Source organism: Sporosarcina psychrophila (assembly GCF_001590685.1).
GTDB lineage: Bacteria > Bacillota > Bacilli > Bacillales_A > Planococcaceae > Sporosarcina > Sporosarcina psychrophila.
The window spans coordinates 4,015,509-4,040,232 of record NZ_CP014616.1 but is presented as its reverse complement, the minus strand read 5'-3'; the positions used below and the strand labels follow the sequence as shown (position 1 = coordinate 4,040,232).

Here is a 24,724-nt window from a genome sequence, read left to right as displayed (position 1 = left end):
CCTCCTGGTTCCATTACTTTGAATAATCTGGTTCTTTTTATTATACCAACTAAGTGTCATACTAGTCTATAAAGTTAGAATATGTTAGGAGGTATATTTTGGAAATAAATATAGGCAGAGTAATTGAACAGTTTAACTTGATGTCGAATGTTGGTGCTAATACAAATGGTGGTATAACGCGATTAGCTCTTTCACAAGAAGATAAAGAAGCTAGGGATTTATTAGTGTCTTGGATGAAGGAGATTGACTTAGAAATACGAATAGATGATGTTGGTAATATTTATGGTAGAAGGGAAGGGACTGATCCGGAAGCTAAACCAATAGTTTTAGGTTCACACTTAGACTCAATTAAAAACTCCGGAAAATTTGACGGAACAATTGGTCTTTTATCGGCTCTGGAAGTGGTGAGAGTATTTAATGAAAATTCTATTAATAGCAAAAGGGCGATTGAAATAGTTAATTTTACTAATGAGGAGGGGATAAGATTTTACCCTTTAATGGTAGGTAGTGGTGTTCTTTCAGGTGATTTTGATATTGAGTCTGTATATGAAGAAAAAGATAAAGATAATAAAAGATTTATAGATGAATTGAAAGCAATTGGTTATTTGGGAGAAAAAAACAACAGACTAAAGGAAGCAGAAGCATATATCGAATTGCATATTGAACAAGGGCCGGTGCTTTTTGAAGAAAAAATACCTATAGGCGTAGTAGAAGGCATCATGGGTTTAACATGGCTTGATGTTACTATTACAGGGAGGTCTGACAACTCAGGTCCAACCCCTATGTATGTAAGGAAGGATGCATTGTGTACAGCAGCAAAAATGGTACTGACTATTCAAGATTCTGCAAAGGATATTGGAGAGCGCTCTATAACAACAGTAGGGAAATTTAATGTCTCTCCTGACAGCGTTAATACAGTTCCTGGTGAAGTAAGGTTTTCAGTAGACATTCGCGATATAGATACACATAGAAAAAACAAAGGTGTTCAGTTAGTTATTGATAGATTAAAAAAGATTGCAAGAGAAGATGACATGCAAATAAATATTGATGAAGAATGGTCAATGGATTCAATAGTTTTTTCTGAAAAGATTACTGAAGATATAGCGAAAGCAGCAAGTTATTATGGATATCCTCAAAAACATGTTGTAAGTGGTGCGGGCCACATGACAACATATATGAACAAGGTATGTCCTACAGCAATGATTTTTGTTCCTAGTATAGAAGGAAAGAGTCATTGTCCAGAAGAAGAAAGCGACTGGGAAGATATTAACAAGGGTGGAAATGTTCTTCTAGATGTAGTAAGAAATCTAGCTGAGTGAAAGTAAACTAATCAATAAAAATACCAAATTAAAATATTACTACGAAAAATCCTTAGTTTAAAGTTTATTACTAATAAATGTCTTTTTTTAATGATGAAAACTCTTTATATGATCTATCTTAAATCAATGCGGAAATGGTAAACAGATAGATAGTATAGTTGCGCATCATTTTATTTATTCGTAAAGTAAGAGGGGATATTTCAATATTTGAAGAATTTTAATACTATTATATTTTATATCGAGGAGGCATTTAAAATGAAAGAATTAAAGAAAATCGTTTCACCAATACCTGGTGTATTTTATCGAAAATCAAGTCCGGAAGAGCCAATATATGCGGAGGAAGGTCAACAAATAAAGGCCGGAGATCCAATAGGCTTAATTGAGATAATGAAAACATATCAGACAATTTATTCGGAGACAGATGGCACTATTGTGAGTTTTAAAGTACAACATGAACAAGCAATTGAAGCCGGACAGGTACTTGTCGAAATAAAGTAAATAAAAATTATGTTTGAGGAGGTAAAATATGAGTTTCTTTAAAAAAATTCTCGTGGCTAATCGTGGAGAAATTGCTAGAAGAATTATTACTACATGCAAAAAAATGGGAATCAGGACAGTCGCGGTATACTCTGATGCAGATGCAGATGCTTTATTTGTTCGAGAAGCAGACGAATCCTATCATTTAGGAGAGTCGCCAGCTAAAAAGAGTTATCTTAATGGCCAAAAGGTACTCAGTATTGCAAAAAGTTGTGAAGTAGATGCAATTCACCCGGGCTATGGATTCCTGTCGGAGAATTCCAGTTTCGCACTACAGTGTCAAGAAGCTGGGATAACATTTATCGGGCCAGATTGGAAAGTTATCGATTCCATGGGGGATAAAATAAAGGCACGACAAACTATGGAAGAAGCAGGAGTTCCTATTGTACCAGGGTGGAACGGCGACTTAAAATCAATAGATCAGGCGTTAATAATTGCTAGCCAGCTAGGATACCCATTGATGTTAAAAGCTAGTGCTGGTGGGGGTGGCATTGGAATGCAACTAATTCGTAACGATGACGAATTAAAAAAGTATTTCCCTTTCGCAAAACAAACAGCAAATTCATCCTTTGGAGATGACACTATTTTTTTAGAACGGTTTATAGAGAATGCGCGACATATAGAAGTTCAAGTTTTTGGCGATAACTTTGGAAATGTAATCCATTTATTTGAACGTGAATGTTCTATTCAGAGAAGAAATCAGAAAGTAATAGAAGAAAGCCCTTCACCAGTATTAAGTCCGCAAATTAGACAAAAACTATGTGAAACAGCCGTAAAAGGGGTTAAGAAAATTGGTTATACGAATGCGGGAACAGTAGAGTTCCTTTATGATGAACTTTCAGGGGATTTTTATTTTCTTGAAATGAATACACGATTGCAAGTAGAACATCCAATTACAGAAAAAGTAACTGGTTTAGACCTTGTGGAACTACAAATTAAAGTAGCTGCTGGTGAAGAATTGAAAATGGAACAAGAGGATATTAAGCAAATAGGATATGCATTAGAAGCACGATTATATGCTGAAGATCCAAAAACTTATTTTCCTTCCCCAGGAAAATTGACTAAATTAACTTTTCCTGTAGAAAAGAGTGTTAGATTAGACTTTTCTGTAGAGGAAAATAGTAGTATACCTCCTTTCTATGATCCTATGATAGGAAAGATTATTGTTCATGAAGAAAGTAGAAATAAAGCTTTAAAAAAAATGAATCAGGCATTAAACGAATTTAAAATAGAAGGCATTAAAACTAATTTATCCTTATTAAAAGACATTATAAATGATCCGAAATTTATAGATGGAGAATATACAACACATTTTTTAGAGACAAGAAGCTTAAAGGAGAAGATTAGATTATGAAAGTCGATATAAATTGTGATATGGGAGAAAGTTTTGGGTTATATGAGTTTGGTTATGACGAAGAGATGATGAAATATATAACTTCTGCGAACATAGCTTGCGGCTATCATGCGGGGGACCCTCACGTAATGAGAAAAACTGTACAATTAGCAAAAGAATACAATGTACAAATCGGGGCACACCCTTCATTTCCTGACCTATTAGGCTTCGGAAGAAGAGAGTTGAGCTGTACAGAAGAAGAAATTAAAGATTATATAACTTATCAAGTAGGGGCATTACGAGAATTTGCTAAACTTTCAGGTCTTGAAATACAACATTGTAAACCTCATGGTGCTTTATACGTAATGGCTATGGAAGATGAAAAACTAGCAAAAGCAATTTTAGAAGCAATTGCTGAAATAGATAAAAATATAATTATCTTTGCATTGAATAATTCTGCTGTTACTCATTTAGGTGAGAAAATGGGCATGCGTATAGCTAAAGAAACATTTGCCGACCGCGAACATACTAAATCAGGAGGAATAGTTCCACTTAGAAAAGGACAAAGAATAGATGATTATACCGCTCTTGCTAATCGTGTTGTTCGTATGGTAAAGGATGAAACAGTAAAAGCTGATACTGGAGAAGACACGAGAATTAAAGCACAAACAATTTGTATTCATGGAGATACTCCAGGTGCCTCAACTTTAGCAAAACATATTGATACAGCACTGAAAAACAACAATATAGAAGTCACGCCCATCAAGAATATAATATAAAGTAATTAAAATAGGTATAATGTCTAAAAAATCATTTGAACAATTTTCTAATGTTTAAATAAACTTAGTAAGATGGGAATTTGTTTGTCAATTAAAGAGGAGACGAAAAAAATGGGAAACTCAAAAACTCGATATAGCTTTGGCGGTGACGAATTTTTATTAGTTGAATTGAGTGAGGAGATGAGTCTCGAAGTAAACTTTAAAGTACGGGCTATTACAAATGAAGTAAAAAGTAATAAGATAACCGGGATACAAGATGTTTGTTCAGCGAATGCTTCTTATATGATCCGATTTAACCCTGATGTAATAGAAGGAACTGAGTTAATTGAAAAATTGAAAGTGGTAGAGGAATCATTGGGAGACTTTAGAAAAGTCCAAATTAATTCGCGATTAGTAGAGATTCCAATTTACTTTGACGATCCCTGGACGAAAGAAACAGCAATGAAATTTAGAGATAGACATCAAGATCCGAATTGTACTGACATCGAATATGTAGCTAAAATAAACGGTTTTGATTCAATAAAATCATTTATTCATGCCATGACAAATTCACCATTTTTAGTTACCATGATTGGATTTGCTCCTGGTTTACCATTTTGTACTCAAATTGTCCCACAAGAAAAGCAGATTGAAGCTCCTAAGTACATTAGACCGCGTACTTACACACCAGAAAGATGCTTTGCTATAGGAGGAACGTCTGTTACAATTTACCCTTCAGAGGGGACAGGGGGAGCACAAATGCTTGGCATTACTCCGGTACCTGTATTCGATAAAAAACAAGAACTTTATGATTTTAAAGAAACTATGGTGTTTCCGCGTCAAGGAGACATATTTAAATTTCGAAGTATTTGTAGAGATGAATATGAAACTGTTAGAGAAGAAGTTAATAATGGCACTTTCCAATATCTCAAAAAAGATTTCACTTTTACTCCCAATCAAATACTAAATGATTTAGAAGGATTTTCGGAAACTGCTGTGTGGAGGTTGTATAATGATTAATGTCCTTAAACCAGGTTTGCATACAACTATTCAAGATTTTGGAAGGGTAGGATACTATGAGATAGGCATGCCTCCATCAGGTGCACTTGATAAATATTCGTACTCAGTAGCCAATTTATTAGTAGGAAACGATCCAAAAGCTGCAGTATTAGAAATCACATATATGGGACCGGAATTAGAATTTAAAGAAAACACATTAATTGCGATAACAGGCGGTGAAATACCTCCTAAAATTAATAGAGAAAGTGTACCGATGTATGAAACATTAAAAATTAACGCTGGGGATGTTTTGTCTTTTGATTTTTTAAAAAATGGTGCCAGAGTTTACTTATCTGTTGCGGGTGGGATTGATGTACCCGAAATTATGAGTTCCCGTTCCACATACACTTTAAGCAAAATAGGCGGAATCAATGGGCGCGCTTTAAAAGAGGGAGATACCCTCTTCATCGGGAATTTGAAGAATAAAAGTATTAAAGAGGGTGTTAAATTACCACCAGAATTAATAACTGAATTTTCCAACACTCACGAACTAAGGATAATTGAAGGCTTATATAACCACCGAATAACTCAAGAAAGTAGAGAACGTTTTTTTGAAATTGAATGGACAGTTACTCCCGATGCTAATCGAGTGGGTTATCGCCTCAAGGGAGAACGCTTGAATTTTGTACCACGCAAGCAACCTTATGGCGCTGGAAGCAATCCATCAAATGTAGTAGATGTAGGTTACCCAATAGGTTCAATACAAATTCCCGATGGTATAGAGCCTATTATTTTATTAAATGACGCTGTTACTAGTGGTGGTTACGCTACGGTGGGGACAGTCATCAGTGCGGACCTAGATGTATTAGCTCAAGCAAAAACACATGATAAATTAAAGTTTATTTCTATATCAATGGGGGAAGCTTTACAAGTTCGAAAAGAACAAAATAAAAGAATAGAAATGATTGAAGAATTTATTTACAAACACTAAAAATCTTAAATTGTTGAAATAAGAATCAGTATTATTGTTTACACCTATATCATTCGAAAAGTTGATGAGCACTTTGCTAAAGATAATCCATGTAATATTCTGTATTAAAATATTAATTTAAAAGGAGGTATTTCATGGTGAATTTTCAGTCTTCCCCTGAACATGATCTTTATAACTCAGATTTAAGACCAGTGAATGACGACGAAAGAACAATTAAACCAACAGGCTATGGGATAATTTGGTTTGGTGTAGCAGTGCAGTTATCAGGATTTATTAGTTTTTCTCCACTAGTTAATCACCTTACCATAGGACAATATTCTTTGGCGATATTAATTGGAACAGTCATATTGGGTCTAATAAGCTTAATGGCTCAGGATATTGGTTTAAAATACGGTATAAGTTTTGCAACTTCAGTTTCTACCGCATTTGGGTATATAGGTGGTAGATTCGTTAATTTAGTACGGATTATTCCTAGTTTGTTCTTTACCGGAGTAAACACATATATTGGAGCAATCGCTTTAAATGAGATATTTAAAATTGTTTTTGGCTTTGAAAGTATAGTTCTTGGTATAATTTTGAATGTTATACTGATGATTGCTATAACTTTGACAAAAGTGAAAGGACTTGAGAGGTTTATTACTTTCGTTGTTCCATTATTAATTGTAATGGGGATATACATGATGTATGTTGTTCTTTCCGCTTATAATGTATCTTTCTTTGAAATATTTAGTATTGGAAATTTACAAGGTGAAAAACCAACTTTAAGCACATGGCTTTTTTGTGCAGCAGTAATGACGGGCGGATATATTAGTTTCGCATTAGGTATGAACGATGTTACCAAAGATTGCAAAAGGTATGGTGACAGTAATAAGTGGTTTCCGAATAATAAGAAATATATTATCCCCACATTTATTGGTATAATCCCAGCTGTATGGTTTTATGCTATTTTAGGAAGTGTGACTATGGCTCTGTCCGGCACTACAAAAGGATCAGATGTTTTAGTTATTATTTCTGGATTAGTTCAAGAAAAATCAGTAGCTTTGGCAATATTACTTCACTTATTTATTGTAGTAGCACAAGCTTCCACTAATACCACAGCGAACATGTTACCTGGAGCATATGCAATTTCAAGCCTTTTTCCAAAGAAAGTAAGTTATAAATCAGCGGTTTATATATTTGCTATACTGTTTTTTGTTTTATTACCTTTAGCAATGGGAGATAAAGTAAACCTTATTATTTCTTTATTTAGTGCGACAGTAGCTCCGGCAGTTGCTATCGTTGGCGTAGATTATTATTTACTCAGAAAAAGAAAGATAGACCTCGATGAAATTTATAATTCCCAAGGGAAATATAAATATACTAAGGGAATAAACATTGTATCTATAACTATTTATATAGTGTCCTCCCTAATTGGCGCCTTCTTTTTTTCTGAACAAAGTCTTTTTGTTACAATGCCTTTGGCAGGCGTGCTTTATTACATCGCGGCTAATATATTTAAACGGAAGTACCCAGTTATGATTGAAGAGCAAGTAAGTGGCGAAAAATCTAACTACTCGGACACAGGCGTCGAAATAGTTAAATAATATATTACATGGATTCCAGAATTTAAAATATATCTAATCAAAATAAAATGGTTTCAATCTTCGTTACTCTATGACTCAAACCATTTTATTGAATTTAAACTATTATCTACTAAAGAGAATAAACTAATTCATTTTCTGCTTTTTCTTTGCTTCTTACGTAGTATATAGCGTTAAACGCGACAAAAGGAAATATATAAGCAAAAGCCTAATTAGTTTAGTACGAATACGAATACTCAATTTTGTAGCAGACAACTAAGCCTCGTTAAAAATATGGTTAAGATGACTTTTTTTACGAATAAGTTGTACGGTTAGTTGTTTCTAAAGTGCATACTGAGTAGTTAAGTAAAAATGAATAATTAAAATATTCGAAAACTTAAATTTATAGGAGAGTAATATACATGATTAATACATTTCAAGTAAAAAACCCTGCAACTGGCAAAAACATGTCTACTGTAACCTGTAACAGTCCAGAAGAAATTAAACAATGTTTACAAAAAGGGCATGACGCTTTTAAAACTTGGAAAAAGACAACTGCTCATAAAAGATCTCATCTACTTTTAAAGTGGTCGAATTTAATCCAAAAACATAAAATGGATATCGCTAAAATAATTACCGAGGAAAATGGAAAGCCGCTTGCTGAATCAATCAGTGAAGTTGATTATGCAACGAGTTATATTGACTGGTATGCAGAAGAAGCTAAACGAATTTACGGTAGAGTAATTCCCACGCATGATGAAGGGAAACGTCTTATAGTAAGTAAACATCCAATTGGATTAGTTGCAGCAATTACACCGTGGAATTTTCCGGCAGCAATGATGACTCGTAAGGCAGCACCAGCACTTGCTACTGGATGTACATTTATTATAAAACCCGCCGAGGAAACTCCCCTAACGACAATTAGATTAATTGAACTTGCTCATGAAGCTGGTATTCCAGCAGATGTTATTCAATTTGTAAATGGGGAAGGTAAATCTGTCGGTGAAATTTTTACAGGAAGCGATCTTATTCGGAAAATTACATTCACTGGTTCTACCCCTGTTGGGAAATCACTAATAAAAGCAAGTGCTGACACCGTTAAAAGTGTAACGATGGAACTTGGTGGACATGCACCAGTAATTATTACCAAGGACGCAGATATTGATATGGCGGTTACGCAAACGATTATTACTAAATTCCGTAATGCTGGTCAAACTTGTGTTTGTGCTAATCGGATAATTGTTCATGAATCCATCATCAATGAATTTTCTAGAAAACTTGTTGATAAAGCTAAACAACTCGTTGTTGGAAATGGACTTGATAAAAATACCGATATTGGCCCGATTATTAATGAAGTCAGTTACAAAAAAATCGTTCATCATATAAATGACGCTATTGAAAAGGGGGCAACAGTGTTGACAGGTGCAAATTACGAGGTCGATAATGAGAATAAAACATTTTTTATTCACCCAACTGTGCTAACCGACGTTACTGATAATATGAAAATCATGTATGAAGAAACATTTGGTCCGGTTGTACCATTAATCACTTTCAAAGAATTAGATGAAGCAATTGAAATTGCTAACAATACCCCATATGGGCTAGCTGCATATTTTTTTACAAACAACTATAAAGTCGGAAACTATTTATTCGATAATCTAGATTACGGGATTATAGGCTGGAACGATGGGGCTCCTTCCGCAGCTCACGTCCCATTCGGTGGTATGAAAGAAAGTGGTCTTGGACGAGAAGGTGGAATTGAAGGAATTGAACCATATCTAGAAACGAAATATTTATCCATCGGAAATTTATGAATAGATTCGGTTAACTTTTACTAAGTTTCATAGTTTTAACTCACATCTATAAAATAGATAGTGATAATAAAATTATATTATGTGGCTTCAATTCTGCACGCTATAGAATTGGAGCCTTTTGATATATTCATGGTTCTGGAGGTATAAGCGCCAAATAGGTTCTTTCCACAGTTGGTTAAATTAGCAGTATATTCCGTTATTGTGAAGTTGAAAGATTGTAGGAGGGATTGCTTTATGGATGAACTCATCACATTACTTGACGAAAACTTGATTTGTACAGGTATGGACATATCTTCAGATTTCATTTATTTCTTTGTGACATCTACTCGAAAAGAATGTGTGTGTCCTTCCTGTCAAAGTGTATCTTCTCGAGTCCACTCTCACTATAATCGAAACTTTCAAGATTTGCCGATTCAAGATAAAAAGGTAATTGTTACGCTATCTAATCGAAAAAAGTTTTGTGATAATCCATCATGTCATCAGACGACTTTTGCCGGAAATTGTTTTATTGACAATAAAACGAAGAAAACCAAACGATTGAAAGAAACCATTATGGAAGTTTCACTGACACAAAGTTATGTCTCTGCTGCAGTCTATCTAACGAAACACTTAGTCGACGTTAAAAAGAGCACAATCTGTAATTATCAAAAAAAGTGTATTGGTAATAAATACAGAGAAGATTGAAGCGATTTGTATCGATGATTTCGCAATGAAAAAGAAAAAGAGTTAATTTCAGGTACGCTGTGCATGGCGCCATTCAGACAATTACATATTTATAAGGCGTAGATTAGGTATTTATTATAATATCTAATATTCTTTGCGTTTTAATACAATTGTGTAAATTGTTTGTTGTTGTTTGTTGCAGGTACCGATTTTACAAATAAAATAATGGGGGTCGATGCCGCTCTATCATAAGAGTTCCTAACAAATTTTTGTTACTATATAAGCATATGAAATAAAAGAATGGAGCTTTTAAGTGGATAACAAACGTACAGATAAATTAGAGCAATTTCAAAATGTATTCCAAGATGTTTTTGGGAAAATGAAAGCAAAACAAAACTTTTATCCTAAAACGGAATATAAATTAAGTAATGGTCATATTACGATTCTTATACATTTGCATCATGTAGAAAAATGTAGAGCAAGTGATATTACAAATTATTTAGGCATCACTTCGGGTGGATGTACTGTTTTAACGGAAACACTTTTAAAACATAATTTAATTCAAAAAAAGCGTTCTCCGAAAGATAAACGAATCGTGGAATTGACTTTAACAGTAGAAGGTGAAAAGATTGTTGACCAAATAATTAAAAGTCGTGTTATGAGTTTTACGCAGCTACTAGTGGATTTAGAAGAAAATGAACTGGATCAAATGATTTCAGTATTTCAAAAACTGAATCAAAAATTATAAAATACATTAGAGAATTGTTGTGAAAAGTGGTACACTTTTTCTATAAGTAATTATCTTACTAGGTAAGATAATTAAGGAGGAGTATTTTGAGAATTAAAGCACGCTATAAACAATTGATTTTTGCTTTTTTAATGGCTTTTAGTATTAGTATGTTTATTTCGTTTGTATTAGTGTCAATTAATATTGGGTATGGAAGTACCTTTTTGAAAACATGGTTAATAACATGGAGTAGAGCTTTCATTTGTGCCTTTTTTGCAGCTTACTTTTTCCCACGCTATATCCAGAAAGTTATGGCCAAAATTGAATTTGTCTAAGAAATATACGCTGCATGATGCTAATCAAAAAACTCGAAATCCAAAAAAAAATGAATTTTTTTGTAATGTATTAGATGAACTGGTAACTAAAGCTGTAGATCTCTAGTTATAGATTTAGAATAAGGTGATTACAGTTTTTTCCTATTTACTTGGAATGGATTTCTTGTGATTTTTCAACAAAAAGGAGAGTAATATGGAAGTAGTATATTTTGCAGGTGGATGCTTATGGGGAGTACAAGCTTTTATAAAAACGTTACCCGGAGTTACGTTTACAGAAGCAGGAAGAGCTAATGGAACAAGTCATACACTTGAGGGTAATTATGATGGGTACGCCGAATGTGTAAAAACAGGATTTGATCCGACAGTTGTAACAATCAGCGAATTAATGGGGTATTTATTTGAAATCATTGATCCATACAGTTTGAATAAACAAGGACAGGATGTTGGCGAAAAATACAGAACAGGCGTATATAGTGAAAAGCCTGAACACTTAGAAGAGGCAAAGACGTTTCTTAGTGGGAGAAATGATTATGACCTCATAGTTGTTGAAGTATTACCTCTTACAAACTATGTGAGAAGTGCAGAAGAACATCAAGATAGGTTAGCTAGATGTCCAAATGATTATTGTCATATTCCAGAAGAACTATTAAGTAGGTATAAGTAGGGGAGAATATTAATTTCAGGTAATGTGTCGACATTTTGAATACTTGCTACAATTACATATTTATAAGGCGTGGATTAGGTATTTACTATAATATCTAATCTTTTTTTTCGTGTTTATACAATTTAGAGAATTGGTTTTTGTTACACAGGTGCCGATCGAGTATGTTGTGCGCAGGTATCCTTCGCTACAAAAAAAAACCTTTATGGATCCATGATGTCTTTTGCTTAGACGAACGATGCTTTCATACTCTATGTAGACAAACCATTCGCAAAAGGATACAACGTGATGAAATTTACTTTTTCTTCACGCTGGTAATGATTACGACCATAAGAACGAACCACTTCTGCCAAGTTTTTATCAGCGATTGCCGTTAGACTTACCAATCAGTTTACCAATGGGGAAACGATAAGAAAGTGGAAGTTTACAGTGTTAAGGGTTTTGAAAGATAAAAAAGCCTAACCCCTCTAATCTTTGTGCAATTATGTGAATTGTATACTATTGTTTGTTGCAACCACGCAATTAGTAGGCAAATATAAGTGGTAACTATTTATTTATTCTGATTTTATGATACTATAGACTTATAAGAAGTGCGTGCATTAGTTTCTGAATTATGATCGAGTAATTCAACATAAGGCTAACTTGCTGTACTTAAATATGGGGTTTATTAAAATGGGAAGTGGGGTTATATGGATGAAGAGAGCATTTATCATATTGGGTAACAATAAAGACACACAAGAATTGATTGATAATCTGAGAAAGAGGGATAGTGGGACGATTACGATCGTTGATGAAGAACTTGGAAATGGGCTATCTAGAAGAGGTGATCTTACCTATGTAAATTGGACTTATGTAGAAAGTGTCAAGGACATGGGTCTCCCATTCGTCTATTACCATCACATACCACCAACGCATCGTAGGGATGGACGGAAGTGGAGACGGAGTTTAAGTAGTGTAGGGTGAATGGTGACGGTAGATTATATTTAGGTTCCTGTGGTTTGCCCCCTATATATCGGACGCAGTTAAATACTAGCTTTGAGGTAACAAGTGCGCTTCCAAGAAGGCTTTAGGTGTCTTATACCCTAAACGTTTTTGGCTTCTCTCATTGTTAAAGTAGTTGCGGATGGCCAGTAAGTCGATTTTAGCCTGTGCATAATTATTCAAAGGATAATGAAAATCAAATTCGGTTTTGAAGTGAGAAAAGATACTTTCAATGACCGCGTTGTCCCAACAGTTTGCTTTTCTCGACATACTTGGCGTAAAGCCAAGTTCCTTTGATTTCTTATGGTGCTGAAGTGATGTAAAGACACTTCCTTGATCGGTATGGAAGAGAATGCCTTTCATCGACTGAAGATCACGTTCATTCATTGCCATATTAATAGTAGCTTCCACTAGCTCATAAATCGGCCTGGAACCAACAGCCAGCGCAGTTAGTTCTCGATTGAACAAATCAACAATAGCTGAAATGAACAGTTTTGCGCCCTCTGCTTTGATTTCGGTGAGGTCCATAACCCATTTTAGATTCGGAGAATCTACATCAAAATTTCGATTTAATATATTTGGATAAACATGGCCAACAAGGTTTGTTCTTGTTTCTCTAGTGATTCTTGCCTTTCTTATCTTAGATGCTAAATTCAATTCATGCATTAATCTGGCCACGCGTTTATGGTTTATAATGTGGCCTCTTTCTTTAAGTTCTCCTGCAATATGTTTACAACCATAAGTACCTTTGCTCTTATTATACGTTCGTTTTATAGCTTTAATATCTCGGAGATCACGATCTGATGGTCCTTGTTGTGGGCGCTTCATGTAATCATAATACCCACTTTTTGATACACCAAGTGTCTTGCAAAGTCTTTCAACCGAATATTCCTTTCTCAAAGAAGTTATGGCATCATATGACTTTTGTTTTCGTTCTCCTTGAGAAAGACCTGGAACTTTTTTAGAATTTCAATCTCCTCTTGTTGTTGATAATATTTCCTCTCAAAGCAACGTAGGCGTTCTAATTCAATCCTATCATCTGATAGTAAGTCTGGGTATTTCGATTGAAGACCAGTCTCACCGTGCTGTTCAAAGGTTTTGACCCAATTAATTACTGAATTTACACTGAAGCCAATTTCTTCGGCAACAAGCCTTTTGTTTCGGTTGAACTCTATCACTTGTGTAACCGCATATAATTTTGTTTCAAATGTTGAACGACGCTTTTTTAACTTTTTCCGGATATACATAATAACCTCTCCTTTAAATAGAATAATAAGGCTTTGTATATTCTATACCCTATTTTGTCCGTTTTAAGGGGGTCGACCACTGTGCATAAAGCTATTCTAATTTTTAACTACAATTACATATTTATAAGGCGAGGATTAGGTATTTACTATAATATCTAATCTTCTTTGGTTTTTCATTCAATTGAGTAAATTGTTCATCTTTTTGTTGTGATAATTACTATTATTAATCAATTTCAGTCATGGACGCAGGTATCTATTTATGGGGAAACGTGCCATTGGTGAATTGCCGGTATTTGACTTTTTAATCGTCATCATATTAGGAGCACTTGTTGGAGCTGATATTGCTGAACCTGATATTAAACATTTACCGACTGCTTTTGCTATCATTGCGATTGGCGTTTTTCAAAGGATTGTTACGAGATGGAAAATATCTAATCGTAAAATAGGCAGATTACTAACATTTGAACCAACCGTTGTCCTTCAAAATGGGAAATTTGTAAATGAAAACTTAAAGAAAATTCGTTATTCTATTGATAATATCCTTCAAATGCTTAGAGAAAAAGATGTATTTGATATTAACGAAGTAGAAACAGCAATTATTGAAGCAAACGGGGCATTAAGTGTATTAAAAAAACCACAAAAGAATTCGGTGACGCTAGAAGATATGAATATCATAAAACCAACGTCTACGATTTCCTTTCCTGTTATCGTAGAAGGAACACTTTACACAGACGTGTTAAGAGATGTTAATTTAGATGAAGCATGGCTAAAACAAGAATTAGACAATCAAGGAGTTAATGATCTAAAAGATGTTTTTTTTGCCTCTATCAATCGCAATCTTGAACTGCATATTTCTTTAAAAAATGAAAAGAACTTAGCCATACCGACTATAAAACACTGAGTGTCAGGTATCTGCGCGCGAAACTAATCAGTTTGAATTTCAGGTACCTATGCACGGGGTTATTCGGACAATTCACCACAGTTACATATTTATAAGGCGTGGATTAGGTATTTACTATAATATCTAATCTTCTTTGTGTTTTTATACAATTCGGTGAATTATTCGTAGTTGTTTGTTGCACAGATACCGATTTTTTTCCGAAAAGAGCGTAAGAACCGCTTTTGATTGTCAATAAGATTGGTTATCTTCCAATTGAGGCAGAAGATGCGAGGCTGTTTTTCAACTTATTGATATGCGATATGAAAAGAAGATTATGATCCTGACGGTAAATGTACATGGGACGTATTCTTTCAGGAAGCAACCGCAATTTTAGACCGGGTTTTACGTCACACGACCATTGTTTAAATAGCTTGATGTTTATATGGATTCGAGGATCATTTAATGAAGGAAAACAAGTGATTTTGTACAAATATACATAGTTATTTTCGTGGTTATGCCTACTTATTGCTGAGAAATCAGCGGGAAAAGTACTAAAATTTTGTCTTCCAAAGTTGTCCTTGACAAATAATTTGAAAAAGGTCATAATTTAAACGCAGGCTCTAGTTGATAACGATTATCATTTTCGTTTAGGAGGTAATAATAGTAAATGAGAATGAAGGTTAGTAACGTTGAAGTTGGTTACGACAAAAAAGTAATTGTTAACGGCTTAACAATTGAGATTCCTGATGGGAAGATTACCACAATTATAGGGTCAAATGGATGTGGAAAATCTACATTATTAAAAGCAATGACAAGAATTATTCCTTATCAAAAAGGACAAGTTTTGCTTGATGGAGCTGATATACAGAAGCGGAATACAAAAGAAATGGCAAAAGAACTATCAATACTACCACAAACGCAAGATAGTGCAGTTGGACTCTTAGTTGAAGAATTGGTCTCTTATGGACGTTTTCCATATCAATCAGGTTTTGGAAACTTGAAAAAAGAAGATAAGAAAATAATTGAGTGGGCAATGAAATCTACAAACGTTTATGAATTTAAAGATGACTTAGTAGATGAACTTTCAGGAGGACAAAAACAACGCGTTTGGATTGCGATGGCTCTGGCACAAAATACAGACATAATTTTTTTAGATGAGCCTACAACATATTTAGACATGGCACACCAACTCGAAGTGTTAAAACTGTTACAAAAGTTAAATGTACAAGAAAATCGAACAATTGTTATGGTGTTACATGATTTAAATCATGCGGCAAGATTTTCACATTTTATGATTGCTCTTGAAAATGGATCTTTAATAAAATCTGGAACGCCAGAAGAAGTGATGACACCAGAAGTTTTACATAAAGTCTTCGATATTGATGCCGTAATTTGTAAAGACCCTCGTTCAAACAAACCAATGTGTATTACATATGATCTTATAAAAGGAGAATAACGATGAAAAAACGGCTTATATTTATAGTAGCAGCTTTAATGCTTGTATTAGCAGCATGTGGAAATGAGGATTCAACTAAGGAAGAAACAACAAAAAATGACGATACAGAAACGTCTAAAACAACATCTGATACAATCACTTATCAATCAGAATCAGGTCCAATTGAAGTGCCCGCTAATCCTCAACGTGTAGTCGTTTTATCATTATACGCGGGAGATTTAATCCAATTAGGTGTTAATATTGTCGGCGCAGATTCTTGGTTAAAAGATAATCCAAACTTTGCTGAAGGGTTAGCAAATGCTGAAGTTATAGCAAGTGATGATTATGAAAAAATTATCGAACTTGACCCAGATTTAATTATTGGTTCAGTAGATGTGGAAGATGCTGCCAAGTTACAAGAAATTGCGCCAACAGTGTTATTTACATACGGTGCTGTAGGCTATCTAGAACAACATATTGAAGTTGCTAAAGTTGTTAATAAAGAAGCTGAAGCAACTGCTTGGGTAGAAGATTTTAAAGTACGTTCTCAAGCAGTAGGTGAAGAAATAAAAGAAAAATATGGTGAAGATGTAACGGTTACTGTAGCAGGAAACTATGATAAGCAAATCTCTTTATTCGGAGATAACTGGGGACGTGGAACGGAAATTATATACCAAGCGATGGGCTTGAAAATGCCCCAATCTGTAGAAGATGTGGTACTTGACCCAGGTTATTTTACAATTTCAGAAGAAGTATTTGGTGACTATATTGGTGATTTCTTAGTACTAAACGTGGTTAGAGAAGGTCAAGATACTACATTTCTTGACTCAAACTGGTATAACAATATCCCGGCAGTAAAAAATGGCAATGTCTTTTATGCTGAAGGTCCCGCATTCTACTATAATGACTCCTATTCGTTAGATTACCAATTAGACTTCTTTAAAAAATCTTTTTTAGGTAACTAAGAAAGGGGTATTTGATGAAAGCATCTTATTCCGTTATAAGTAAAATGCTCCTATCATTAATTGTATTGATACTAATAATTTTAGTAGCATTGGGCTTTGGGGCAGCAAATACAAGTTTTCAAGATTTGTATGAAGCAATAATCGCAAAAAGCGGCGGCTCCTATTATGAAATTCTCAGAGAAATACGTATACCACGCGTCATCGCAGCATTTTTTGTAGGTGCAGCATTAGCAGTTGCTGGTGCAATCATGCAAGGAATGACGAGAAATCCGCTTGCCGATCCAGGGTTACTCGGGTTAACTTCGGGTGCTAATCTAGCTCTTGCATTGGTTTTAGCTTTTATACCTGGCCTCCCGTTTTTAATGCTTATGCTAAGTTGTTTTATCGGTGCAGCAATTGGGATGTTAATTGTCTTTGGTATAGGTGTTTCTTCCAAAAACGGTCTATCTCCTCTAAAACTTGTTTTAGCAGGGGCGGCCGTTTCTCTGTTTCTACAAGCAATTTCAGACGGAATTGGCATCGTTTTTAATGTCTCTAAAAACATTAGCATGTGGACTGCTGGTGGTTTAATCGGTACAACATGGCCTACTTTGATCATCGTTCCTTTCATTATTGTTGGACTAGTTATTGCTATTATATATAGTAAACAATTAACGTTACTTAGTTTAAATGAAGAATTAGCAATAGGGCTTGGACAAAAAACAAAAGTAATCAAATCGCTTTTAATGTTAATTGTCATTATATTAGCTGGTGCAGCCGTTGCATTAATAGGGAGTTTATCTTTCATCGGCCTATTTATTCCCCATATCGTTCGTAAAATCGTTGGTGCAGATTACCGATTCATCATACCGATGTCCATTATTGTCGGAGGAACATTTATGATTTTCACAGACTTTATTAGCCGGAAAATTATTGCTCCATTTGAAATACCTGTAGCTGCATTAGTAGCATTAGTTGGTTTACCTTTCTTCATATATATAGTAAAGAAAGGTGGTCGTACTTTCTTTGTATAAAAAAAATAACAAGCTGTTTATGTATTGTTTAATGATCGTTTTACTACTACTAAGCATAATTGCAGGTATTGGCTTAGGCCCCTCTTCGATCGGATTTAGTAAACTTATTCCGACAATTTTAGGAGAAGGTACATTTAAAGAGGAATTCATCTTATTTTCAGTTCGTATGCCTCGTGTATTTGTTCTTGCTTTAGCCGGAATGTCACTTGCTTTATCTGGTGCGATTTTACAAACATTGACGAGAAACGATTTAGCTGATCCAGGGATTATTGGAATAAACGCTGGGGCAGGTGTTGCCATTACAGTGTTTTATTTATTTGTCGATGCTAAATTAGAATATTATTCCTATATATTACCGGCAGTTGGCTTTGTAGGCGCACTAATTGTAGCTATGTTTATATTTATTTTTGCAGTGGATAAACGAAATGGAATTCAACCAATAAAACTAGTTTTGATGGGTGTAGGATTTGCATCAGCCTTATCAGGTTTAATGATCATTTTAATCTCGGGTGCAAAACAAGAGGACGTACAATTTGTTGCAAAGTGGCTATCTGGAAATGTTTGGGGAGCAGATTGGCCATTCATTTTGGCACTTCTTCCGTGGCTTATAATAGCGGTACCTATTTTATATTCGAAACAAAAATCGATGAATCTACTAGCTTTGAATGAAACTGTGGCAAAAGGATTAGGTGTTTCGATTAAGCGAGATCGCATACTATTACTAATTATCGCCGTAGCATTAGCAGCCTCAGCCGTTTCCGTTGTAGGAAGTATTAGTTTTATCGGATTAATTGCACCTCATATTGCAAAACAATTGGTCGGTTCAAAACATCAAAACTTTTTGTTTTTGTCACCCCTAATCGGTGCGGCAATATTAGTTTTTGCTGATACAATTGGTAGAATCATTTACAGTGAGGCAACTATTCCAGCTGGAATTATCGTTGCTATTATAGGAGCACCGTATTTCTTATACTTATTAAGAAAAAAGGTATGAATCCTTACTTATTTACTCAAATTTCGCCCAGTGAATTAGGAAAAAAACCTTGATGTAACTAAGCAGACCTTCAATCCATTTATTCCGGTGAGTGGAATTGTCGGTGTAATTCTTGTTTTAACAGGAGATTGGATTAGGAAGGCGATATTCGCACCTGCGGAACTACCAGTCGGGATTGTCATTTCAATTATAGGGGTGCCGTATTTCATTTATTTATTAATAAGGAATAGGCGAAAAAATACAGTATAAAGAATGGAGATATGTTATGAGTTATACACATGTAGTGAAAACAATACGTCACCCTTTGTGGGAAAATGCATATCGAATTACAATCGCAATTCCAAAGGAACGGGCACCAGAAGAAGGATACCCAGTCCTCTACGTTTTGGACGGTAACGCTTATGGTGTTCTCTTTGAAAATGTTGTGGCATTGCAGTCGCTACATACTGAAAGTACAGGTGTGTCTCTGTCGGTGATTGTATCGATTGGATATGAGCAAGAAGATATCTTTCCTCCTCAACGGGTATATGACTTCACACCAAAAAGTGAAGTTATCAACTTACCGGAATATCCTCCTGGAGCGCCTTGGCCTATTTCTGGAGGAGCAGAGCATTTTTTAGAACTATTAAAAGAAGTGAAAGAAATCGTTCGACAAATGCTTGATATGAATGATGAACAGCAACTTATATTTGGGCATTCTTTAGGTGGATTACTTCTTGTTCAGACGCTCGTTCGAGAACCTCAATTATTCTCACATTATTATATCTGTAGTCCGTCTCTTTGGTGGAATCAAGAGCAAGTATTACAAGAAGCTTTGCAGATCTCACAAGTAGAATGTGCGATTTTCATTGCAGTGGAGCAAGAGGTAAAACATCGGATGTATGAAAATGCACGGTCCTTATTTTGCCATTTAGAATCATTACCCTTACAATCGGTACAATTTCATACATCACCGCATGAAAATCATTTGTCAATCGTTGCAACGAGTATAAGTCAAGCATTGCGATTTTTAATGACTAAGAAATGATAGCTGTTGAACCGACTATTATTTGGAGAATGTCTCATGAATGCTCGTTAGCATGTGACGATTATAATGAGTGCCAGCGTATAATATAATATAAGTTAACCGCTATGTTTCACGAAAAATGGCCGCCCGAAACCAATGTCTTTGAATTTCAGGTACCTATTCTGGCAATTCAATACAATTATATATTTATAAGGCGCGGATTAGGTATTTACTATAATATCTAATCTTCTTTGTGTTTTTATACAATCAGGTGAATTATTCGGTGTTATTTGTTGCAGGTACCGAATTTTAAAGTTGTCCAACCAACTAGGCCAAGTGTCCAACGAAAGCATTAAAGTGTCCAACAAACAGAGAGGTTTCCAACGAACACTTCGAAGTGTCCACAAAATCCTGAAGTTGTCCAACCAACTAGGTCCAGTGTCCAACGAAAGCATTAAAGTGTCTAACAAACAGAGAGGTTTCCAACAAACATTTCGAAGTGTCCAACAAAATCCTGAAGTGTCCAACCAACTAGGTCCAGTGTCCAACGAAAGTCTTAAAGCGTCCAACAAACAGTGAGGTTTCCTTTGAATTCTAACTAGTCTAGATACCTGGCACCTATAATCCGCTCTCCCTAGACCGACTCATTGTATATAAAAAGTTTCTTCTCCCCAGTAATTTCTTTAAATTGATTTCCGCGGCAAGTACCCCGAGTAACACCAGGACAGCCCCTACATATCCTTTATTTGTAAGGATTTCACCTACGAAAATAAAAGCAAAGAATGCTGCAAATACAGGCTCTAATGAAAAAATCAGACCAGTACGTGTAGGTGTTGTATGTTTTTGGGCTACAGCTTGGCCAATAAATCCAACTGCACTGCACAGAATGCTTAATGCCAAAATCGCACTCCATGACTCGATGTTGCTTGGAAGTTGTGGTTTTTCAAATAATAGTGAAAAGAGAAGTCCCCATGCACCTGCAACCCCAAGCTGTATGATCCCAATGGAGATGGCATCCACATTTTTTGTTGCTTTCCCTGTAACGATGATGTGAAGGGCATAAAATAAGGCACCTAAGATGCACAAGAAATCGCCAGCATGGATGTGGAATGTCTGGTTTAACGTTAAAAGACCGATTCCTGTAATCGAGATACACAAGCTAATCATCACTCTTTTTTTAGGTTTCTTTCGAGAAAAGAGTGCTACTAACAAAGGAACAAAGATAACCGCGAGACTAAATAAAAATCCGGCATTTGAAACTGAAGTCGTTTTTAAACCGCTTACTACAGCGGAAGTGCACAAGAATAACAGCGATCCGAGTAAAAATCCATATGTGATCGTTTTACCATCAATTTTGAGAAGGCGTCGATAAAATACGAGTGCAGCTACAAGAAAAGCAATCCCAAAACGTAATGCAATTAGGTTATACTCTTGAATCGAATGGAGGCCCATCTTCATAAACAAATAGGATGCACCCCATAACATTGTCACCATGACCATCATCAAGTCCGCTTTTACTTGTGTGCCCCTACTTATTGGATTATCCGTCTTACACCCTCCAGTTCCATTCATTGTGCCAAAATTCAACGAAAGTTATTGATTGTTTTTTAGTATACATGTTAAGTTTAGATAATAAAAATGAATGTTTTTAAGCTGTTAGATGAATAAAATTCATGTAAAGGGAGTGGGGAAGTTGTCACTGGTCAAGTTTGAAATATTTAGCACTGTTGTAGAATCAGGGAGTCTCAAACAAGCAGCAGAGATCCATGGGTTAACGCAATCCGCCGTGAGTCATGCAATTGCCAGCCTTGAATCCGAATGGGGATTTACAATCTTGATTAGAGGACGTGCGGGGATCAAGTTGACTAGTAATGGAGAACGCGTATTAAGGCATATCCATGAAATGTTAAAGTGGAATGAACAAATGATGCAAGAAATAGCGAATATTAAGGGTCTTGAAATTGGCACCGTCCGCATTGGAACTTTTTCGAGTGTTTCCGTTCAATGGCTACCAGAAATCCTGAAAAGTTTTAATGCAGATCTACCTGCTATCGAAATCAAGTTGTTAGAGGGGGATTACGATACGCTTGAGCATTGGATCGCAACGGGTGCGGTTGATTTTGGGTTTGTCTCATTACCGACTTCGAAGTCATTTGAAGTGATTTTCTTAAAAAAAGACCGTATGCTGTGCATTCTTCCTGACGAGCATCGCCTCGCAAACCAACAGGAGGTCAGTTTTGCAGACATTAAAGAAGAGATGCTGATTATGTCGAAGAAAGGGAGCGATAATGATTTAAAGCGGATTTTTCATGAAAACAATGTAACCCCTCATATTAAATTTGAACTTGCGGATGATCAAGCAATCATTTCGATGGTTCAAAATGGGATGGGAATTAGTATTCTTCCTGAAATGGTTTTGTACCGTGTTCCGCATAATGTTCGCATCCTGAGCTTGGAAGGAGAACATTATCGCTCCATCGGTATTGCAGCCCCATCCTTCAACACTATTTCTCCAGCAGCGCAAAAAGTTATTGACTATATGAAAGCATGGTTGAAGAACTCCTAGCGTTAAAATGCTGGGAGTTCTAGGTACTCATGAAAGGTCCCAATTACCTACTGCATTCTGAATTGCCCGGGTGCCTATTATATCGCTTTACCCTCGTCCAATTGGACAATGACAAAGCGACACGGATTTTCCATTATAGACATAAGGCATTCTTCATTCGGTTTATCAAAAAAATGTAAATCAACCATGGGCCTATTTTGATACATTTGCACGGATGTAGGAATTTGGTATTGGTGGTTTGTTGCAAAGGTGCCGATTTTAAAGTGTCCAACGAAAGTATCGAAATGTCCAACCAATCCTGAGAATTCTGCAATTAACCTATTGTCAGATGTCTGTGCGTGACACTACTCTCCCAATAACCTATTTATAAGGCGTGGCTTAGGTATTTACTTCAATATCTAATCTTCTTTGCATTTTTATATAATTGGGCGAATTGTTCGTTGTTGCATAGGTCCTGATTTTTATTCAGATACATTCCTTTGATTGGACCTGCTCTTTTTTATAAGTATTATAAACGACAGCTAGACAAGCTCCTAGGAAGATGACAAAGTATAGTAGGATAATCAATAAGGCTGTTCCAAGGCCTGCTTGCAAACTTCCATTGTAATAAAGCATCACCCTTAACCCATCAACCATATGACGTGCTGGTAAGAATGTGCTGAAAAAGTGATGGATAAAAGGTAATGTCGCGATTGGAACAGCACCTCCACTGGAGAAGATGCCCATGATATTGATAGGGAACATCACCAGCATCCCCCATTTCCCCAAAAACAGCGCAATCATTTTAAATTGGAAATACATCGTCATGCAGCACAAAAACGTGAATAAGAAAATGAGCCAGATGCTTGTCGAATGGGAGCTTCCGAAAACGCCAAATACAACGATTTGCAAAACGGCCGCCACGATTGCAGATAAAATAACCCCTAATACCATTTCAGTTAAAAAGACTTTCGTGTCACTTAATAGATGGCCGTCACTTCTAATACTCGAACTAATTATATTAAGATAACTACGAATCATATTTGCGCCCATCAGCCCCGTAATGGAAGTGATCAGGACAATCATAAAGGGCGTCATTCCATTATTTATGTTTTTAGGAAGTCCCAGTGCATTTGTCATCGTATACTGAATAGGGTTATCCATTAAAGTTGCGGTTTGAGGGGGCAATTGAATAGTGTTGTTGATTAATTCTTCTTTTAAATGGTCGCTTATATTGGTTGAAGCGAGAGTGGCGAGCGTTTCTAGCGCGTTTGTTGCTATAGTAGTTGTCGACTGTCCTCCACCTTCATTAATCAAAATTTCTAGCTTAGCAGCCTTTCCCTCCGTTTTTCCTGTCATCAGAACATCGCGTAATTCCGAAATGTCACTAGAATACCCCGGTGGAATTAGTAAAGCGCCATAGGCTTGATTGTTTTTTATTTCATTTATTGCAGCTTCTTTAGTTGCTACCAGACTCCAGCTAAAAGTATGACCATTTTGTTTTTTTATAAGATTATCTACAATTTCTTTACCTGTGATGAAAGAGGATACTCCTTCATCCTCATCAACGATAATAAGAGGGAAATCAGTTAGTCTTGGACTTGTGCCGCCAAATACTGGTAGATAAATACTAATCATACATAACATGATTAATGCGACAGTCCAAAGGGGTGTCCAAATTGCATGTACTTTTAATAACTTTTTCAAGGCATCATTCTCCCTAAAAATAGAGTGAACCAATGGCTATTATTGATGTTTGAATGTAGCCTAAAGTGTAGGTGTTTAACGACAGCATGTGTATGGGGGATGATTTCTATTCGTAGCAATTAGGTAAGGTTTTGCTATTATCCCCACCTTTTTCCCTGCTCCACACCGTGCGTGCGACTTTCATCTTTTAATCGTCTAAGTCTCAGTTGCGTGAATTAATTTCAGGTAAATGAAGCTTCACTTCTAATTGGTGAC

24 protein-coding genes and 3 pseudogenes are annotated in these 24,724 nt (G+C 35.6%); 22 read left to right on the top strand and 5 right to left on the bottom strand.

Annotated elements, in window-relative coordinates; all coding sequences use genetic code 11:
* The first annotated feature begins 98 nt into the window (after positions 1-98).
* The 12 genes from AZE41_RS18930 to AZE41_RS18875 all read left to right on the top strand — a co-directional run bounded on the left by AZE41_RS18930 (position 99) and on the right by AZE41_RS18875 (position 11,699).
* A complete protein-coding gene (locus tag AZE41_RS18930; protein ID WP_082786725.1) occupies positions 99-1,319 on the top strand; it encodes a Zn-dependent hydrolase in 1,221 nt (406 codons plus the stop codon).
* Positions 1,320-1,574: 255 nt separating this feature from the next.
* A complete protein-coding gene (locus AZE41_RS18925; RefSeq protein WP_067212829.1) occupies positions 1,575-1,817 on the top strand; it encodes an acetyl-CoA carboxylase in 243 nt (80 codons plus the stop codon).
* A gap of 28 nt (positions 1,818-1,845) precedes the next feature.
* Positions 1,846-3,210 carry an acetyl-CoA carboxylase biotin carboxylase subunit gene (locus AZE41_RS18920; RefSeq protein WP_067212826.1) on the top strand — a complete coding sequence of 455 codons (1,365 nt, stop codon included), beginning with the start codon at positions 1,846-1,848 and terminating at the stop codon, positions 3,208-3,210.
* A complete protein-coding gene (locus tag AZE41_RS18915) occupies positions 3,207-3,968 on the top strand; it encodes a LamB/YcsF family protein (RefSeq protein WP_067212823.1) in 762 nt (253 codons plus the stop codon). Before AZE41_RS18920 ends, AZE41_RS18915 begins: the two co-directional genes overlap by 4 nt.
* A 111-nt stretch (positions 3,969-4,079) precedes the next feature.
* Positions 4,080-4,967: a 5-oxoprolinase subunit B family protein gene (locus tag AZE41_RS18910; protein WP_067212820.1), complete on the top strand. Its 888-nt coding sequence runs from the start codon at positions 4,080-4,082 to the stop codon at positions 4,965-4,967.
* Positions 4,960-5,937 carry a 5-oxoprolinase subunit C family protein gene (locus tag AZE41_RS18905; protein WP_067212817.1) on the top strand — a complete coding sequence of 326 codons (978 nt, stop codon included), beginning with the start codon at positions 4,960-4,962 and terminating at the stop codon, positions 5,935-5,937. Before AZE41_RS18910 ends, AZE41_RS18905 begins: the two co-directional genes overlap by 8 nt.
* 134 nt (positions 5,938-6,071) lie before the next feature.
* Complete coding sequence (locus AZE41_RS18900) at positions 6,072-7,520, top strand: cytosine permease (protein ID WP_067212814.1); 1,449 nt, start codon at positions 6,072-6,074, stop codon at positions 7,518-7,520.
* A 398-nt stretch (positions 7,521-7,918) separates the two neighbouring features.
* On the top strand, positions 7,919-9,310 hold the full coding sequence (locus AZE41_RS18895; protein WP_067212811.1) for an NAD-dependent succinate-semialdehyde dehydrogenase: 1,392 nt from the start codon (positions 7,919-7,921) through the stop codon (positions 9,308-9,310).
* Positions 9,311-9,544: 234 nt separating this feature from the next.
* The gene (locus AZE41_RS18890; RefSeq protein ID WP_067212808.1) at positions 9,545-9,994 is read left to right on the top strand and encodes a transposase family protein; all 450 of its coding nucleotides are present in this window, start codon (positions 9,545-9,547) and stop codon (positions 9,992-9,994) included.
* Positions 9,995-10,286: 292 nt separating this feature from the next.
* Positions 10,287-10,721, top strand: coding sequence for a MarR family winged helix-turn-helix transcriptional regulator (locus AZE41_RS18885; RefSeq protein WP_067212805.1), 435 nt, complete (start codon positions 10,287-10,289; stop codon positions 10,719-10,721).
* Between the two features lie 86 nt (positions 10,722-10,807).
* Positions 10,808-11,035 (top strand): DUF2798 domain-containing protein, encoded by a 228-nt coding sequence (locus tag AZE41_RS18880; protein ID WP_067212803.1) that lies wholly within the window; start codon positions 10,808-10,810, stop codon positions 11,033-11,035.
* Positions 11,036-11,228: 193 nt separating this feature from the next.
* Positions 11,229-11,699, top strand: coding sequence for a peptide-methionine (S)-S-oxide reductase (locus AZE41_RS18875; RefSeq protein ID WP_067212800.1), 471 nt, complete (start codon positions 11,229-11,231; stop codon positions 11,697-11,699).
* Between the two features lie 248 nt (positions 11,700-11,947).
* Here AZE41_RS18875 and AZE41_RS23490 read toward each other — a convergent pair whose 3' ends face one another.
* Positions 11,948-12,082, bottom strand: a complete 135-nt coding sequence (locus tag AZE41_RS23490; protein WP_257722491.1) for a hypothetical protein — start codon at positions 12,080-12,082, stop codon at positions 11,948-11,950.
* A gap of 307 nt (positions 12,083-12,389) precedes the next feature.
* Between AZE41_RS23490 and AZE41_RS18870 the strand changes: the two genes are divergently transcribed.
* Complete coding sequence (locus tag AZE41_RS18870; protein WP_156476104.1) at positions 12,390-12,659, top strand: hypothetical protein; 270 nt, start codon at positions 12,390-12,392, stop codon at positions 12,657-12,659.
* Between the two features lie 66 nt (positions 12,660-12,725).
* On the opposite strand, the gene AZE41_RS18865 is transcribed toward AZE41_RS18870, so the two are convergent.
* Together AZE41_RS18865 and AZE41_RS18860 are read right to left on the bottom strand one after the other, a co-directional pair.
* Positions 12,726-13,577: an IS3 family transposase gene (locus AZE41_RS18865; protein WP_197485341.1), complete on the bottom strand. Its 852-nt coding sequence runs from the start codon at positions 13,575-13,577 to the stop codon at positions 12,726-12,728.
* A gap of 5 nt (positions 13,578-13,582) precedes the next feature.
* The gene (locus AZE41_RS18860; RefSeq protein ID WP_067212795.1) at positions 13,583-13,924 is read right to left on the bottom strand and encodes a transposase; all 342 of its coding nucleotides are present in this window, start codon (positions 13,922-13,924) and stop codon (positions 13,583-13,585) included.
* Between the two features lie 253 nt (positions 13,925-14,177).
* Between AZE41_RS18860 and AZE41_RS18855 the strand changes: the two are divergent.
* From AZE41_RS18855 to AZE41_RS18830, 8 genes and pseudogenes are all read left to right on the top strand, one after another.
* A pseudogene (locus AZE41_RS18855) lies at positions 14,178-14,825 on the top strand (DUF421 domain-containing protein); the annotation flags it as partial.
* A 218-nt stretch (positions 14,826-15,043) separates the two neighbouring features.
* Positions 15,044-15,230, top strand: a pseudogene (locus AZE41_RS23755) (ATP-binding protein); the annotation flags it as partial.
* 241 nt (positions 15,231-15,471) lie between these two features.
* Positions 15,472-16,260, top strand: a complete 789-nt coding sequence (locus AZE41_RS18850) for an ABC transporter ATP-binding protein (RefSeq protein WP_067212792.1) — start codon at positions 15,472-15,474, stop codon at positions 16,258-16,260.
* Between the two features lie 2 nt (positions 16,261-16,262).
* Positions 16,263-17,204 carry an ABC transporter substrate-binding protein gene (locus tag AZE41_RS18845; protein ID WP_067212789.1) on the top strand — a complete coding sequence of 314 codons (942 nt, stop codon included), beginning with the start codon at positions 16,263-16,265 and terminating at the stop codon, positions 17,202-17,204.
* A gap of 14 nt (positions 17,205-17,218) precedes the next feature.
* Entirely contained in the window at positions 17,219-18,217 is a 999-nt protein-coding gene (locus tag AZE41_RS18840; RefSeq protein ID WP_067212786.1) for a FecCD family ABC transporter permease, read from the top strand.
* Positions 18,195-19,211 carry a FecCD family ABC transporter permease gene (locus AZE41_RS18835; RefSeq protein WP_418064632.1) on the top strand — a complete coding sequence of 339 codons (1,017 nt, stop codon included), beginning with the start codon at positions 18,195-18,197 and terminating at the stop codon, positions 19,209-19,211. The genes AZE41_RS18840 and AZE41_RS18835 overlap by 23 nt, the downstream gene beginning before the upstream one ends.
* A 72-nt stretch (positions 19,212-19,283) precedes the next feature.
* A pseudogene (locus tag AZE41_RS22385) lies at positions 19,284-19,460 on the top strand (iron chelate uptake ABC transporter family permease subunit); the annotation flags it as partial.
* Positions 19,461-19,476: 16 nt separating this feature from the next.
* A complete protein-coding gene (locus AZE41_RS18830; protein ID WP_067212784.1) occupies positions 19,477-20,238 on the top strand; it encodes an alpha/beta hydrolase in 762 nt (253 codons plus the stop codon).
* Positions 20,239-20,835: 597 nt separating this feature from the next.
* Here the strand turns inward: AZE41_RS18830 and AZE41_RS18825 are convergent.
* Positions 20,836-21,789 carry a DMT family transporter gene (locus AZE41_RS18825; protein ID WP_067212782.1) on the bottom strand — a complete coding sequence of 318 codons (954 nt, stop codon included), beginning with the start codon at positions 21,787-21,789 and terminating at the stop codon, positions 20,836-20,838.
* A 121-nt stretch (positions 21,790-21,910) separates the two neighbouring features.
* On the opposite strand from AZE41_RS18825, the gene AZE41_RS18820 reads away from it, so the two are divergent.
* Positions 21,911-22,783, top strand: a complete 873-nt coding sequence (locus AZE41_RS18820) for a LysR family transcriptional regulator (protein WP_067212780.1) — start codon at positions 21,911-21,913, stop codon at positions 22,781-22,783.
* Positions 22,784-23,248: 465 nt separating this feature from the next.
* On the opposite strand, the gene AZE41_RS18815 is transcribed toward AZE41_RS18820, so the two are convergent.
* Positions 23,249-24,469, bottom strand: a complete 1,221-nt coding sequence (locus AZE41_RS18815; protein WP_067212770.1) for a YhgE/Pip domain-containing protein — start codon at positions 24,467-24,469, stop codon at positions 23,249-23,251.
* Positions 24,470-24,724 lie beyond the last annotated feature (255 nt).